The sequence below is a fragment of the Oscillatoria nigro-viridis PCC 7112 genome (assembly GCF_000317475.1).
In the GTDB taxonomy this organism is placed as follows: domain Bacteria; phylum Cyanobacteriota; class Cyanobacteriia; order Cyanobacteriales; family Microcoleaceae; genus Microcoleus; species Microcoleus nigroviridis.
In genome coordinates this window covers 3,398,399-3,412,049 of the sequence record NC_019729.1, presented here as the reverse complement: position 1 = coordinate 3,412,049, position 13,651 = coordinate 3,398,399, and the positions used below count along the sequence as shown (strand labels likewise).

At 46.4% G+C, this 13,651-nt stretch carries 11 protein-coding genes; 6 read left to right on the top strand and 5 right to left on the bottom strand.

The window, feature by feature from the left end:
• Positions 1 to 77: 77 nt before the first annotated feature.
• A complete protein-coding gene (locus OSC7112_RS14525; RefSeq protein ID WP_015176605.1) occupies positions 78 to 1,592 on the bottom strand; it encodes a dolichyl-phosphate-mannose--protein mannosyltransferase in 1,515 nt (504 codons plus the stop codon).
• A gap of 123 nt (positions 1,593 to 1,715) precedes the next feature.
• Between OSC7112_RS14525 and OSC7112_RS39755 the strand changes: the two genes are divergently transcribed.
• Positions 1,716 to 1,865: a hypothetical protein gene (locus OSC7112_RS39755; protein ID WP_190274399.1), complete on the top strand. Its 150-nt coding sequence runs from the start codon at positions 1,716 to 1,718 to the stop codon at positions 1,863 to 1,865.
• Positions 1,862 to 5,527: a CHAT domain-containing protein gene (locus tag OSC7112_RS14515; protein ID WP_015176604.1), complete on the top strand. Its 3,666-nt coding sequence runs from the start codon at positions 1,862 to 1,864 to the stop codon at positions 5,525 to 5,527. The genes OSC7112_RS39755 and OSC7112_RS14515 overlap by 4 nt, the downstream gene beginning before the upstream one ends.
• A gap of 140 nt (positions 5,528 to 5,667) precedes the next feature.
• On the opposite strand, the gene acsF is transcribed toward OSC7112_RS14515, so the two are convergent.
• Entirely contained in the window at positions 5,668 to 6,744 is a 1,077-nt protein-coding gene (gene acsF / locus OSC7112_RS14510; protein WP_015176603.1) for a magnesium-protoporphyrin IX monomethyl ester (oxidative) cyclase, read from the bottom strand.
• Positions 6,745 to 7,173: 429 nt separating this feature from the next.
• Here acsF and OSC7112_RS14505 point away from each other — a divergent pair, with 429 nt between their 5' ends.
• Positions 7,174 to 7,650, top strand: a complete 477-nt coding sequence (locus tag OSC7112_RS14505) for a TM2 domain-containing protein (protein WP_015176602.1) — start codon at positions 7,174 to 7,176, stop codon at positions 7,648 to 7,650.
• Positions 7,651 to 7,828: 178 nt separating this feature from the next.
• A complete protein-coding gene (gene rpmF, locus OSC7112_RS14500; RefSeq protein WP_015176601.1) occupies positions 7,829 to 8,002 on the top strand; it encodes a 50S ribosomal protein L32 in 174 nt (57 codons plus the stop codon).
• Between the two features lie 42 nt (positions 8,003 to 8,044).
• Here the strand turns inward: rpmF and queA are convergent, their stop codons facing one another.
• On the bottom strand, positions 8,045 to 9,184 hold the full coding sequence (gene queA / locus OSC7112_RS14495; protein ID WP_015176600.1) for a tRNA preQ1(34) S-adenosylmethionine ribosyltransferase-isomerase QueA: 1,140 nt from the start codon (positions 9,182 to 9,184) through the stop codon (positions 8,045 to 8,047).
• Positions 9,185 to 9,332: 148 nt separating this feature from the next.
• On the opposite strand from queA, the gene OSC7112_RS14490 reads away from it, so the two are divergent.
• A complete protein-coding gene (locus OSC7112_RS14490; RefSeq protein ID WP_006632408.1) occupies positions 9,333 to 9,722 on the top strand; it encodes a hypothetical protein in 390 nt (129 codons plus the stop codon).
• 372 nt (positions 9,723 to 10,094) lie between these two features.
• On the opposite strand, the gene OSC7112_RS14485 is transcribed toward OSC7112_RS14490, so the two are convergent.
• On the bottom strand, positions 10,095 to 10,679 hold the full coding sequence (locus OSC7112_RS14485) for a YraN family protein (RefSeq protein ID WP_015176598.1): 585 nt from the start codon (positions 10,677 to 10,679) through the stop codon (positions 10,095 to 10,097).
• 14 nt (positions 10,680 to 10,693) lie between these two features.
• On the opposite strand from OSC7112_RS14485, the gene OSC7112_RS14480 reads away from it, so the two are divergent.
• Complete coding sequence (locus tag OSC7112_RS14480; RefSeq protein WP_015176597.1) at positions 10,694 to 11,209, top strand: pentapeptide repeat-containing protein; 516 nt, start codon at positions 10,694 to 10,696, stop codon at positions 11,207 to 11,209.
• Positions 11,210 to 11,489: 280 nt separating this feature from the next.
• Here the strand turns inward: OSC7112_RS14480 and dnaG are convergent, their stop codons facing one another.
• Entirely contained in the window at positions 11,490 to 13,508 is a 2,019-nt protein-coding gene (gene dnaG / locus OSC7112_RS14475; RefSeq protein ID WP_015176596.1) for a DNA primase, read from the bottom strand.
• Positions 13,509 to 13,651: the final 143 nt, after the last annotated feature.

The window sequence follows — 13,651 nt, the reverse complement described above, 5'->3', positions numbered from 1 at the left end:
TTTCCGGCCTGTTCCAGAAAACTTAATTTTCTTGTGAAACGGGCATCTTGGCTGTTCATAAAAGAATTATTTCTAACTTAAACCCAAGACGGCAGCCACATCCGAATTTTCCATTCCCACTGCGACAAAGGCAGTCCCAAATAGATAGGCATCCAGAAAATAAAAGCACCAAAAACCAGAAAAATAATTGTTACCCCCATCCCTCGGAGTCGAGTTTGAGGGCTGTGCAGCCACCTGTCAACCCACCAAGCAAGTGCTAAGGCTGCGAACACCGAACAGCCCATATAATGGTACAAAAATACGCAGCGAGTCACCTTCATCCAAGGCAGCAAATTAGCAGCCCAATTAACTATTAAATACAACGCCAGCCACATTTGGGCAGTCGGCGGAAACAAAATCGGCCGCTGCTGTTCTAGAGTGTCAGCAGAAGCCTCGCTGCGCGTTTGCAGCCACACCAAAATCCGGTGAACTAAAACTCCTATTACTAGCAGTAAAGCTAAGGTTGACAGCCACCAAAGCAATGGATTTCCCATTGCGTGAACGTCAAAAATTGCCTGAGTTGCACCTTCAGGTAAAGGCGGCAAAACCGGATCAGGTTGGGCATTGCTGCTAGCAGTTTTGTAGAAGTAAACTATGGGGCGCAGCATCAAAGGCCAACTGTACCATGTGGAACAGTAAGGATGTACATCTGGGCCGCTTTTAATCCGCTGGTGATAAGTCAAAATTTCCGTTTGCATCTGCCAGAAATTGGGAGTTGGATTAAAGTGCAGGTGAGGAATCCAAGAGATGCTGTAAACTAGAATAGGAATAATAGCTAGACTCAAGCAGAGTTCTATAAAATTGAGTTTAGTCAGTTTTTGTACGGGACTTTCGGCAGGAATTAGAGGTGAATCTACCTCGCGGCTTCGTTCTTCATTTCCTTTGTTACCCTGGATAAAACGAACTGCCCAAGCACAGATTAAAATTAGATAAGTACCGAAAAGAAACCACAATCCGTTCCATTTGATAGCCGCAGATGCGCCGAAGCCAGTACCGGCAAGTACCAGCAAAAGCCAGCGCTTTTGGCCTTCTGCTTCTACGGCTTTTAAAAGAAATAACTGACCTAAAATTCCCAACAAAACTAGATAAATGTTGTTCAGCGCGTAGCGAGACTCAACTAAAAACAGACCGTCGCAGGCGATAAATAAAGCAGCAAGAAAAGCAAAGGTGCGGCGCGGAACTAGCTGATAAGCCAGCGCTCCCACAACTAGGGGAATAAAGGAACCCGTGAGAGCATTCAACCAGCGGTAATCCCAAGGGGAAAGCAGGGAACCTGCCATACTGTTGACGGCTGTTTTGCCGAAGGGAAGGTGAGTGCCGATCCAAATGCCGATCGCAATTATGTACTGGCTCAGAGGCGGGTGAGCGTTGAAAAAAGGAGTTTTCGTGAGATAATCGTTGGCAAATTTAGCGTAATAAACCTCGTCAAATACTAAAGTGTTAAATCGCTCTAGTTCCCAAAAGCGGAGACTTAAGGAAAAGAGGAAAACACCGAGCATTCCCAGGGCAAAAACAAAGATTGATTTGTGGGATTGTTTTTTGTTGGGGTTCATAAAACGTCAGAAAATAGTACATCCTAGGTTTGGGGGCGATCGCTAATTTTAATTGTCTGAGTTGAGAGTAACGTAAAATAGGACTTGTGCAGAAACCGAATTTTTCATGAGGAACCGGGTTTTTTGGAAAAAGCCAGTTTCTTAAACCCGGTTTCTAATAATGCTTGGAGAGTGCAGCGAGAAGCAGTAGCGACTATTGTTTCACCAAATGCTCTCCATCTAATTGGCAAGCCGGAAGGAAAAGCGCGCATCACAATGTGCGATAGATTATGATAGCAGCTAATCAGGTATTTTTTGAGCGAGTGTTTATGAATCTCATACTTTCGACTTGGGGGCGTTGGGGCTTAGCTGTAGGTGCGACTATCCTGATGGGATCTGCCGCCGCGCCAAATCCCCAGACATTTGAAAGTTTTGCTGATTTCTGTACCAACAAAGAGAATTTGACCCCTGAAGCCAGACATACGGTGGAGGTGCTGCTATCAAAAGCGAAAACACAAGAGTGCGATCGCGCTCAAAAAACACTGACTAATCTCACAGAACTTTCCCTAATTCGCAATCAAATAGTCGATATCAAACCATTATCAAAATTCACAAATCTGAGAAAGCTCAACCTCAGTATAAATCAAATAACCGATGTGCAACCATTATCGGGACTGACTAATCTGAGATATCTCACCCTCACTTCCAATCAAATCTCTGACGTGAAACCATTATCGGGACTGACTAATCTCACACTACTTTACCTAGCTGACAATCAAATAGTCGATATCAAACCATTATCAAAATTCACCAATTTGAGAAGGCTCAACCTCAGTGTAAATCAAATAACAGATGTGCAACCCTTATCGGGACTGACTAATCTGAGATCCCTCGTCCTCAATTTCAATCAAATCTCAGACGTGAAACCATTATCGGGACTGACTAATCTGACAGAGCTTTTCCTCGAAGCCAATCAAATCGTAGATGTAAAACCTTTAGCGGGATTGACTAATCTAACAGGGCTGTCCCTCGCATCTAATCAAATTGTAGATGTGACACCTTTATCGACAATGACGGAGTTGAATTTTCTTTATTTGAGTGGCAATAAAATTGCAGATGTGAAACCATTATCGGGATTGACAAATCTGATAGTGCTTTTCCTCGCATCAAATCAAATCGCAGATGTGAAACCATTATCGGGATTGACAAATCTGCCCACCCTAGACCTCAGTAGAAATCAAATCGCAGATGCCACACCTTTAGCGGGATTGACAAATCTAACTAACCTAGACCTCAGTAGAAATCAAATCGCAGATGCCACACCTTTAGCGGGATTGGTATATCTGACAACCCTCGATCTCAGTAGAAATCAAATCCCGGATGGGGAAGCCGAGCGATTAATTCAGAAAAACAAACAACTATTAAATCAAAAAACAGATGAAGCCGAGCGATTGGTTGAGGAAGCTGGGCGACTATTCGATCGGGAAACAGCAGCATCTTACCAGGAGGCATTGCAAAAGTTTGATGCAGCGCGTTCGCTTTATCAAATGCTTAGAAATCGGGACAAGGAAGCTGAGACGCTGAATATAATGGGCTTGATTAGTAATAGATTAGGAGAAAGACAGCAAGCCCTGAACTACTACAAGCAAGCCCTTTCTGGGTCTCAGACTGTAGGCGATCGCCCTAAACAAGCCGTCATCCTCAACAATATCGGCGCCTTCTACTATGCTTTGGGAGAGAAACAGCAAGCCATCGACTACTATAACCAAGTCCTTTCCCTAATTCGGGAAATGGGCGATCGCCCTGAAGCAAGTATCAACCTCAGCAACATCTCGAACCTACCCGCAAACAGCGATAGATCTTTGGGCGATCGCACTGCGGAAGCCACCACACTCAACAACATCGGCTTAGCCTACAGCGATTTGGGAGAAAAACAGAAAGCAAAAGAGTATTTCAACCAAGCCCTTCCCTTATTCCGCGCTGTGGGCGATCGGGCTAAGGAAGCGACTACCCTCAACAATATTGGCATAGTCTATTCAGATTTGGGAGAAAAACAAACAGCCCTCGACTACTACAAACAAGCCCTCGATTTGAGACAAAAAGCGGGCGATAGGCGTGGAGAAGCCAACAGCCTCAACAATCTAGGTAATACTTACTCAGAATTGGGAAAACTGGAGAAAGCAGAAGAATATTTCAACCAAGCCCTGCCGCTGTTTCGCACTGTGGGCGATCGTCCTGGGGAAGCTCTCACCCTCTACAATAGGGCTATTTTCAAAGGCGATCGAGGCAATTTAATCGCAGCCCTCACTGACATTGAAACCTCCATCAAAATCATCGAAAACCTCCGCACCAAAATTACCAACCACGAGCTCCGCATCTCATACTTTGCCACCGTGCAGGACTATTACCAGTTCTACATTGACCTGTTAATGCAACTGCACAAAACGCAACCAAATTCGGGTTATGATACTAAAGCCTTTCAAGCTAGCGAACGCTCCCGCGCCCGCAGCCTCCTCGAACTTCTTCAAGAAGCAAACGCCGATATTCGCCAAGGTGTCGCCCCGGAATTATTGCAGCAAGAACGCAATTTACAACAGCAACTCGATGCCTTAGAAACACGGCGAATCGAAACTACAAGCAGCCCCAATTCAACCCCCCCACAAAAAGCAGAATTAGATCAAAAACGCCAAACTTTACTAGCACAATATCAGGACATTCAAGCCCAAATCCGCTCCACCAGCCCCCGTTACGCAGCCCTCACCCAACCGCAGCCTCTAACCCTAGCACAAATTCAACAACAAATCCTCGATGAGAATACCATTTTACTCCAGTATTCTCTAGGGAAAGATCGCAGCTATCTCTGGGCTGTGACTAAAACCAGTATCACCAGTTATGAATTGCCCAAACAGGTTGACATCGAAAAAGCAGCCCGCAATTTCCGCGATGCTGTGACTAGCCCGCTCTACCGAAACATTCCCGATCGAGTGGCTGAAGCTAACAACACGCTCAGTCAAATTATTTTACAGCCCGTAGCAGCACAACTCGCTCAAAAGCGCCTGCTGATAGTTGGCGATGGCGTTCTCAATTACCTCCCCTTTGCTGCCCTCTCGCTCCCTGGAAAATACGGTGAAAATGGGAATCCGCCTTTAATAGTAGACCATGAAATCGTGCTGCTGCCTTCAGCTTCCACCTTGGGAATATTAAGACAAAACTACAATGACAGACAACCTCCTACTCGGACTTTAGCAATGCTCGCCGATCCAGTTTTTAGCCCGGAAGATGAACGAGTCAAAAACCAGTCAACCGCCACCAATCTGCAAGCAATAGAATCAGTAAATCTGGGTTTAAGCCGCTCTGGTCGCGCCAATAACTTACAGTTGAGCCGTTTAAAATTCACTCGCCAAGAAGCTCAAATCATTCAAGCGTTAGTTCCTGCCAATTCTCGCACAGAATCTTTGGATTTTGAAGCCAGTCGTGCCACAGCAACTAGCCCAAATTTAAGCCAATATAAAATCATTCATGTTGCCACTCACGGTTTCGCCAATAGCGCTCACCCGGAACTGTCGGGAATCGTCCTGTCGCTGGTAGATGAAAAGGGTAACCCTTTAAACGGATTTCTGCGACTTACTGATATTTTTAATCTCAAATTAGCAGCCGATTTAGTAGTTTTAAGTGCCTGTCAAACCGGATTAGGGCAGAACATTCAAGGCGAGGGCATGGTAGGATTGACACGGGGACTTATGTATGCGGGGGCTCAGCGAGTGGTGGTGAGTTTGTGGAATGTGGATGATGAAGGAACGGCTACGTTAATGTCAAGTTTTTATCAGGGAATGCTGAAAAAAGGGTTAACGCCAGCGGCGGCTTTAAGGGCGGCGCAACTGGAAATGTTGAAGCAGGAAGAGTGGCGTTCTCCTTATTATTGGGCGGCTTTTAACCTTCAGGGGGAATGGCGATAAATTTTAGGGAAAACCAGCATCAATTCCAACTCCGGGCGACTGTAAGTCGGGCGAGAACTTTTTGCGGTGAATCTGGATACCAAAAAAAAGCGGCTCCGCTTGTCGCAGAACCGCCGTCACAGAGGATGAAAAATCAAAAATTAACGGACTGCACCCTCAACTGAAGGTGATTCAATCGTCTTCATGAAGTACAGCTTCGCTAATTGCCAGCCGTTAGACAGATACAAAGGCAATTTTTGGAAGAATTGCAAGAATTTCGGAGTATTAGAAGCAACAATTGCGGTCAACTTCTGATTGTTCTTGAGGCAAATATCCAGCCGATCGTAAAACTCTGGGTTGTTCACGTCCAGCATGACGGGGAATACGCGACCTGCTGTTTCGTTGGTCTTTTTGATGACTTCAATGTCGTATTCGCGAGCATCGAGTCCGAGCGATCGATAAAAACCGGCGCGCTGGATATCATTGAGATACATTGTCGCGAACACTGACAGCAAGAAGAAACGGCACCAAAGCTTAGCGCGCCAATCGTTCAACATCTGAGGCTGAGCTCTCATCACCGCATCAAAGAAATCTCCGTGGCGGTTTTCATCCTGGCACCAATTTTCAAAGAATCGGAAAATCGGATAAATCTGGTCTTCAGGATGGGCTTTTAAGTGCTGATAAATCGTGATGTAGCGCCAATAACCGATCTTTTCAGACAAGTAAGTCGCGTAGAAAATAAACTTCGGCTTAAAGAATGTGTAACTGCGGCTCTTTGTCAAGAAACCCAAATCCAGGGACAAATTAAAGTCCGAGAGGGCTTTGTTGAGGAATCCGGCGTGCCGCGCTTCGTCCCGCGACATCAGGTTGAAACCCTCGGCGAGCACTGGATTTTTGTCTTTGAGCCTGCGTCCCAATTCTTTGTAAAGCAAGAACCCAGAAAACTCAGCGGTGCATGAACGTTCTAGAAACTCAATGAACAACTGGCGTTTTTCGCCGTCTATGTGTTCCCAAGATTGATCGAACTCGGCATCCCGCACGAAGTGGTTTTTGTTGTAGTCAACGCGGAACTCTTGGATAATTGCTTCTAGTTCGGCTTCATTTACCGAGATGTCCATTTTGGCCATCTCGTCAAAATCTGTTGTGTAAAATCTCGGTGTGAGAATAGTTTCTTTGGCTGGGGCTTTCACTCCCGGCCGCAGTTCTTCAAAAGTGGGTTTTTTGAGGGAATCTACCATATGTTTATTGGATTTCTGCTTATAACTACTCGCTTGTTTCCATTGTCGGGTACTGCGGGCGATCGCGCTCGTGTATGTCCGGCCAGCGCTGGCGGCGCGCTTGGTTTGGCGCTCCGTGTGGAATCCAGGTCTAAGCTGCTGTAATTTCCACGCCCTCCAGTTTACCAAGCTCTCGCCCGCGCAAATATGTTGCTGGCGTTAAGAATTGCTACGCAAAATTACTCACTGGGCATGGGCATGGGCCAAACAGGGCATGGGCCAAACAGGGCATGGGCCAAACAGGGCATGGGGCATTGGTAGTAAATAACCAATAACTTCGGACAATTCACAAATATCTGCTGGTGTCAAACTGTTCAAACACCAGATAGAAAGTACAAAATGTATAGAGGGACTCCAATTCTTAGAATAATCAGGCAGGACGGTCAGAAAATGAGCAATTTAGGTGTTAGTTACCTTTTATGGGCAGCTTGTTTTTTCGGCCCATTCGGACTCCACCGCCTCTACAACGGCAAGATTGGTACGGGTTTGCTGTGGCTGTTTACCTTTGGTTTGTTTGGGTTTGGGCAATTGTTTGACTTGCTGCTGCTGCCGAACATGGTGGACGAACACAATGCCAGTCTCAGGGGCAAACTCGGCGTATCTCGCGAAGGTATACCGCTATATCCCAGCAGCGGGGCGATCGCCGCGACATACCCCAAGCAAACTCCAGACCAGTTAGGGGTTAAACTCCTGAAGGCAGCTTATACCAAGAACGGAAGATTATCTGTCACCCAAGGGGTGATGGCAACCGGCGCGACTTTTGCCGAAGTGGAAGAGGCTTTCACGGCAATGCTCAAAACCGGTTATGTGAGTATCGAGAACGATGCCGTCACTGGCGTCGTGATCTACCACTTTCACGAACTTTAGCTGCTGCGAGTGCGTCAGTTCGGAGATTTTGTCTATTTTTCCAGAAGCTAATTGCTGACGCACCCTACTACTTGACATTGCTGACCGAGCAGTTGTTGCCGTTTTTCGAGTAAGCATTGGGCAAAATCGGCTAGAATGTTTGTTTGTCTATATAAGCAAGCAGAAAGTATTTAGCGTCATGGCAGTCCCTAAGAAGAAAACCTCCAAATCTAAGAAGAATATGCGTAAGGCTACATGGAAGCGCAAAGCTGCAGTGGCAGCTCAGAAAGCTCTGTCTCTGGGCAAATCAGTTTTGACTGGGCGTTCCAACAGCTTCGTGTATCCCGGCAATGAAGAAGAGGAGGAAGAATAGAAACGGAATACCGGGCATGGGGCGAACCCGATGCCCGATCGATCAATCCTTTGTTGCTGTTGGTAAAATCAGCATGGCATCGCCAAAGGAATAAAAGCGGTACTGATGCTCGATCGCTTCTCGGTACAAATCCAACAGCCGAGGCCTTCCAATCATCGCACTTACCATCATCATCAAAGTAGAGCGGGGCAAGTGAAAATTGGTAATCATCCCCTCTACAACCCGCCACCTGTAACCAGGGTAGATAAACAAATTGGTCGGGCCGCAAAAAGGTTGCAAGGAAAAATCGCCACTCGCGGCGGCGGCTCCCTCTAAAGCTCGCACTGCTGTTGTACCCACGGCAACGATCCGCCCGCCTCGGGCTTGAGTTTCCCGAATTTTCTCGACGGTGGCGGGGGGTACTTCCACCCATTCGCCGTGCATTTTGTGAGCCGTCACGTCTGCCACCTCCACCGGGCGAAACGTCCCCACTCCTACGTGTAAGGTGACAAAAGTTTTTTCGATTCCCCGCTGTTCCAAGCGGCAGAACAATTCTTCGGTGAAGTGCAGGCCTGCTGTGGGGGCAGCCACCGCCCCAAGCCGCTCGGCATAAACAGTCTGGTACTGTTCCGCTGAAGCTTGGGAATTTTCGATGTACGGCGGCAGGGGTACGTGGCCGTATTCGTCCAAAAACTTCGCCAGATTCTCATCTTTGGGGATGTCAAACTCCAACAGCCGTCCCCCTGTTGCGTCGTCCCTCTCTATAACTGTTGCAGTCAATCGACGGCGATGGGGCATCGCGGCATCGGGAAGGCAACAGCAAGGAGCTGTGGTTGAGTCCTCACAGGCAGGGGCGATGGGATCGAACTCAATTTTCGATCCCAACTTTAAGCGTTTCCCCGGTTTAACCAAAGCCAACCAGCAGTTGTGCTGCCGTTCTTCCATCAACAATATCTCCACAGCCGGGCCGTTGGGTTTGTGCCCGTAGAGCCTCGCTGGCAGCACGCGGGTGTTGTTCAGTACCAGCAAGTCGCCCGGTTGCAGCAAATCGGGTAAATTCCTAAAAATCCGGTGTTGGTGGCTGCTGGGAGAATCTACAGCCAGCAAGCGAGAACTGTCCCTCGGCACTACGGGATTTTGGGCAATGCGCGAGGGCGGAAGTTCGTAGTCGTAGCCGTCCAAAGACCAGTCCATCTCTGTCATCGAGTGAATTCCTGTGCGATCGATCTGTTAACTGGGTAACAAATTGGGTAAAAACCCCCATCCAAAGTCGGGTGCTTTTCCCCTTGTGGTGGCGGGTATAGCCCGCGAGGATAGAGGTGTAGCATCAGCTTTGCTCATAAGGATCGTTATGGAATACCTCTACTACATCGCCAATACTAGCCTTACTCTGAGAGTCGTGGATTACCTACGCACGGCTCATCATCTTCCCTTGCAATTTATCACTGTTATTCACCAAATTGACGGCTGGGTGGTAAAGGTGAAAATGAGCCAATATTTAACTCCCGAAATGCACGGGGATTTTCGGGCTTTTATGAACGAACTCGGGATTCCTTACGATCCTGAAATTCGCTTGCAAATGGCGCTTTGGAGTTTGGAAACCGGACAGTCGCCGCTGAGCGTGATGCGCCGCTACCAGGTGGCAGTGGTTTGTCACGGCAGCCCTGACCGCAAAGAAATTGAAGCGTTTCGCCAGCAGTTTGTCAAGGGTCTGGGATATTGCCCGGAAACTCTCGCCTAGATTGCTACGCATATAAATTAACTGTGAGGACAGAACAGGAGAGGGAGAGAAGGGGAAAGCGGGAGAAGATTTAACGCTTTTTTCAGATCCGTTAAAGCTCAAGCAGAGAAATGCGCGACAGCCTAGGCAAGTTAACAGTTAAAAATTACCTAGTGGCATTGCTTTGAGATTTTACCCTCTAAATTTTAATTAGAGCATATTCCATGTATATGTGGTATATACAATAAAAGCGATCGCCTGCTGTAGGGTGCGTCGCCCACTGGCGATCTGCAAGTTTTGTCAAATATGAAGCAGCGAGGCACCCTACAGATTGACACCACATAATATAGCTACTACTGTACTTCATGAAGCTGGAATATGCTGTATATATTTTTAATTGCTAAAAGCCGATCGAATGTATTCTTCCAGGGTGAGTCGGTAGTTTCCTGCAACGGCGGATTGAGAGTGGGCTGCTGTTAATGGCGGTAATATTCGCTTAGTGTTTTGTTGTGAATGTTCGCACCTGACTAAAGCGACATCAAAGCGACAATAATTATTGGCTAAATCTGGATGACTGCTTAAAAATATTTCGGCTGTTTGCCAAAGTTTGGCTTGTTTTGCGGTACTAACAGCCAGCATTCCACCAGCATCCCAATTACCCCGGCGGCGAGTTTTTACCTCGACAAATGCTAATGTTTGGGAATGGGGAATGGGGAATGGGGAATTTTCGTTACCTCTGTTGATTTTGCTTTCTTCATCTCTTCCGAGTGCGATGATGTCAATCTCTCCCCACCGACAGCGCCACTGCCGGTGCAGGATTTCCCAACCTTGCTGCTGCAAGCAGTGGGCGACTAAGTTTTCTCCCAATGTGCCGATCTCCCGAGAGTTTGGGGATTGGGGGGAATTGGAGTGGGCCGTGGCGATCGGGCGAGCGCGCTTTCTGGTAGAATTCAATTCTGAACTGTCACGACTGCCCATTAGCTTGAACTTGTATGATGATTTCTCGAATTCGCCAACATATTTATACTTTCTTGCTGAGTTTTGTTATTTTAGCAGTAATTGCCGCTGGGGCGATCGGCATTAATCCCGCACCTGCTTTCGCTTTGGATCGCGACAAAGAAATCCTAGTCGGCGCTGATTTTACCGGCAAAGTTCTGACTGACGACAGTTTTAATAAAGCCAATCTTCGCAACAGCAATTTTACTAATGCAGATTTGCGCGGCGTCAGCTTTTTTGCGGCAAATATGGAAGAGGCAAATTTTGAAGGCGCTAATTTGACGGGTGCTACTTTAGATTTAGCTCGCATGATGAAAGCAAATTTAACTAATGCTATCCTTGAGGGTGCTTTCGCTTACAATACCAGACTCGAAGGAGCTGTTATTGACGGTGCTGATTTTACAGAAACACTGCTGCGAGACGATATGATAGAAAAACTTTGTAAAGTGGCAAAAGGTACTAATCCGGTGACGGGTAGAGATACTCGCGAAACTCTTTTTTGCGATTATTAAAAGGCTCGTTGAATAAAGTAATAAAGTCCTTAAGCTGTCGCGCATTTAAATTGTAGATTCACGGCGGGCTCATAGGCCCACCCCACAAGACTTTAAGTTTTTTGACAGACAATTTAAATGCCGCAACAGCTTACTAAAAACCCGTTTCTAGTAAGGAATTTATACCTTAGATCAGTTTAAAACAATGTCACCCCAGGCAAGCTTCAAACCTATATCGAACGAGTCATCTCCCATCTAAAATCTAAAATCTAAAATCTCCAATCTAAAATCTAAAAGGGTATTAGCCCCACGGCACGGATGTTAAATCGTAAAAATTCACTTGACGCAGCCGCTCTAATTCCTGGAGCCATTCTTGTTCGGCACAGAATAGTTGGTGATATTCTATAGCCTCTTCGCCACTGCTAGCTGCCTTGGCTTTTTCCCACATATTGAGTGCAATCCGGCGGCGCTTCATGCTAATTATTTGCTCGATACAGGCGAGGGCAGATCTAATTACTAGAGGGGCGCGATAAACGTTTCTTTCTGAGAACTCGTTTAAGTGAAATAAATGCGAGATTTGATTGAGTTGATTCGGATATTCAATGAAGCTATCTTGCAATTTCAATATTAACTCAGAAGGCGCTACTTGTAAAGACATTTTGTGCAAGATTTCTGCATTCACAATCTGGTGCCACAAAAATCTGTGGTGAGAAAGGCTAAACTGCACGTCTCTAGCTTCTATTGCTTCTCTGACATCTTGGCGGTATTCTGGACAGTGCAAATAAATCTGCAATAATTGCGCTTCTGCTTCTTCTAAAAGACTGCGGGCTACGGCAGACAAGCTGGATTTTGAGCTTTTGTTTTCGCCGCTTGCACGCTGCTTTTTATATTGTTTGTTCGGCTTCAGCTTGTTTCTAATTAACAGGGGCATTGTTAAAGATTCGTCTTGACTCTGCCGCTTTGCCCAATCGCTGACTACTTGATTGAGCAAGTTTTCAGCGATCATTTTTGTGAGTCTAAAATCTCCTTTGCTGAGAATTTCGGCGCACTTTTGCAGGTAATGTGCTAGCTGATTGTCGTCAGTGATATTGGTTAATAAATTAATAATTTTTTTTGTAACTTGCTGGGAAGTATCGGCTTGCTTCAAATCTTGATTGACGATAGTTTGTTGCAGTTGCCAGTCGAGCCACAACGGAGCATTTTCGAGCAATTCTCGATATTGTTCTGGGGAGTATGTTTTGAGGTATTCGTCGGCATCTTTGCCGTCGGGAATGTTGAGCACGCGCAGTTGCACTTCTCCTTGATAAGCGAGTTTTTCTATTTCTCCTATAGCGCGTTCTGCTGCTTGAGTTCCTGCTTTGTCGGCGTCGAAGTTGAGGATAATTTGTTTGGAGTCAGTGTAGCGCAATAACTGCCGTACTTGGTTTAAACTTAAGGCTGTGCCGAGGGAAGCGACGGCGTTGGAGATGCCGGCTGCCTGAAGTGCGATCGCATCAAAGTACCCCTCTACAACCACTGCGCGATCGGCTTTGCTAATTGCTGTTTTTGCTGTATCTAAGGCGAATAAAGTTTTGCCTTTGTCGAACAGTTCTGTTTCGGGAGAATTGAGGTATTTCGGCTGTTCGTCGCCGAGAGCTCGGCCGCCGAAACCGATGACTCTGCCTTGGGTGTCGCGTATGGGAATCATAATCCGATTGCGGAAGCGATCGTAATAACCGCTGCCGCCATTTTTTCGGGGTACAATTAATCCAGCTTGTTCTACTAATTGCGCCGGATAGTTTTTCTGTTCTACTAAATAACTGTAAAGTGCTTCCCAACCTTGGGGTGCATAACCTAATTGAAATTGTTGGATAGTTTCTTCGCTTAGCTTGCGTTCTGATTTGAGATATGCTAAGGGTTCTTCTCCTTGGGTTTGTCGCAAAGCGTGTTCGTAAAACTTGGCTGTTAGTGCTGAGATTTCATACAGTTGTTCCCGCAGAGAAATTTGGCGCTGCAATTCTTGTCGGTGTTCCGGTTCGACTGTTTTGACGGGTACTTGATAATTTTTAGCTAATTCTAATACTACTTCGCTGAAAGGGCGTTTCTCCAATTCCATGAGAAACTTAAAAGCATTGCCGCCTGCACCGCAGCCGAAACAATAATACATTTGTTTGCCGGGACTGACTGTAAAGCTGGGAGATTTTTCGTCGTGAAATGGACACAAACCTACGAATTCTTTACCGCGTTTACGCAACACGACGCGACCGGAAATAACGTCTACTATGTCGGCTCTTTGTTTGACTTCTTCGATGGTTTCTGGATGCAGCCTAGGAACTTGCATAGGGCTATTTTAGGGAAATTAAAATTATGTTTATTTTGAGCGATCGCACTTTAGTAAAGCACACAACTGACTTTCAAGACTTGCACACAAAAAGTCCAGCATTCCGGTTTTTTGTACCAGGGCAGATCGCTGTTAATATGTGT

Coding starts and splice junctions, on each gene's coding strand:
- acsF (WP_015176603.1), bottom strand. CDS start 6,744: ATGGTAGATTCCCTCAAAAAACCCACTTTTGAAGAACTGCGGCCGGGA.
- OSC7112_RS14525 (WP_015176605.1), bottom strand. CDS start 1,592: ATGAACCCCAACAAAAAACAATCCCACAAATCAATCTTTGTTTTTGCC.
- OSC7112_RS14490 (WP_006632408.1), top strand. CDS start 9,333: ATGGAATACCTCTACTACATCGCCAATACTAGCCTTACTCTGAGAGTC.
- queA (WP_015176600.1), bottom strand. CDS start 9,184: ATGACAGAGATGGACTGGTCTTTGGACGGCTACGACTACGAACTTCCG.
- OSC7112_RS14515 (WP_015176604.1), top strand. CDS start 1,862: ATGATAGCAGCTAATCAGGTATTTTTTGAGCGAGTGTTTATGAATCTC.
- dnaG (WP_015176596.1), bottom strand. CDS start 13,508: ATGCAAGTTCCTAGGCTGCATCCAGAAACCATCGAAGAAGTCAAACAA.
- OSC7112_RS14505 (WP_015176602.1), top strand. CDS start 7,174: ATGAGCAATTTAGGTGTTAGTTACCTTTTATGGGCAGCTTGTTTTTTC.
- OSC7112_RS14480 (WP_015176597.1), top strand. CDS start 10,694: ATGATGATTTCTCGAATTCGCCAACATATTTATACTTTCTTGCTGAGT.
- OSC7112_RS14485 (WP_015176598.1), bottom strand. CDS start 10,679: ATGGGCAGTCGTGACAGTTCAGAATTGAATTCTACCAGAAAGCGCGCT.
- rpmF (WP_015176601.1), top strand. CDS start 7,829: ATGGCAGTCCCTAAGAAGAAAACCTCCAAATCTAAGAAGAATATGCGT.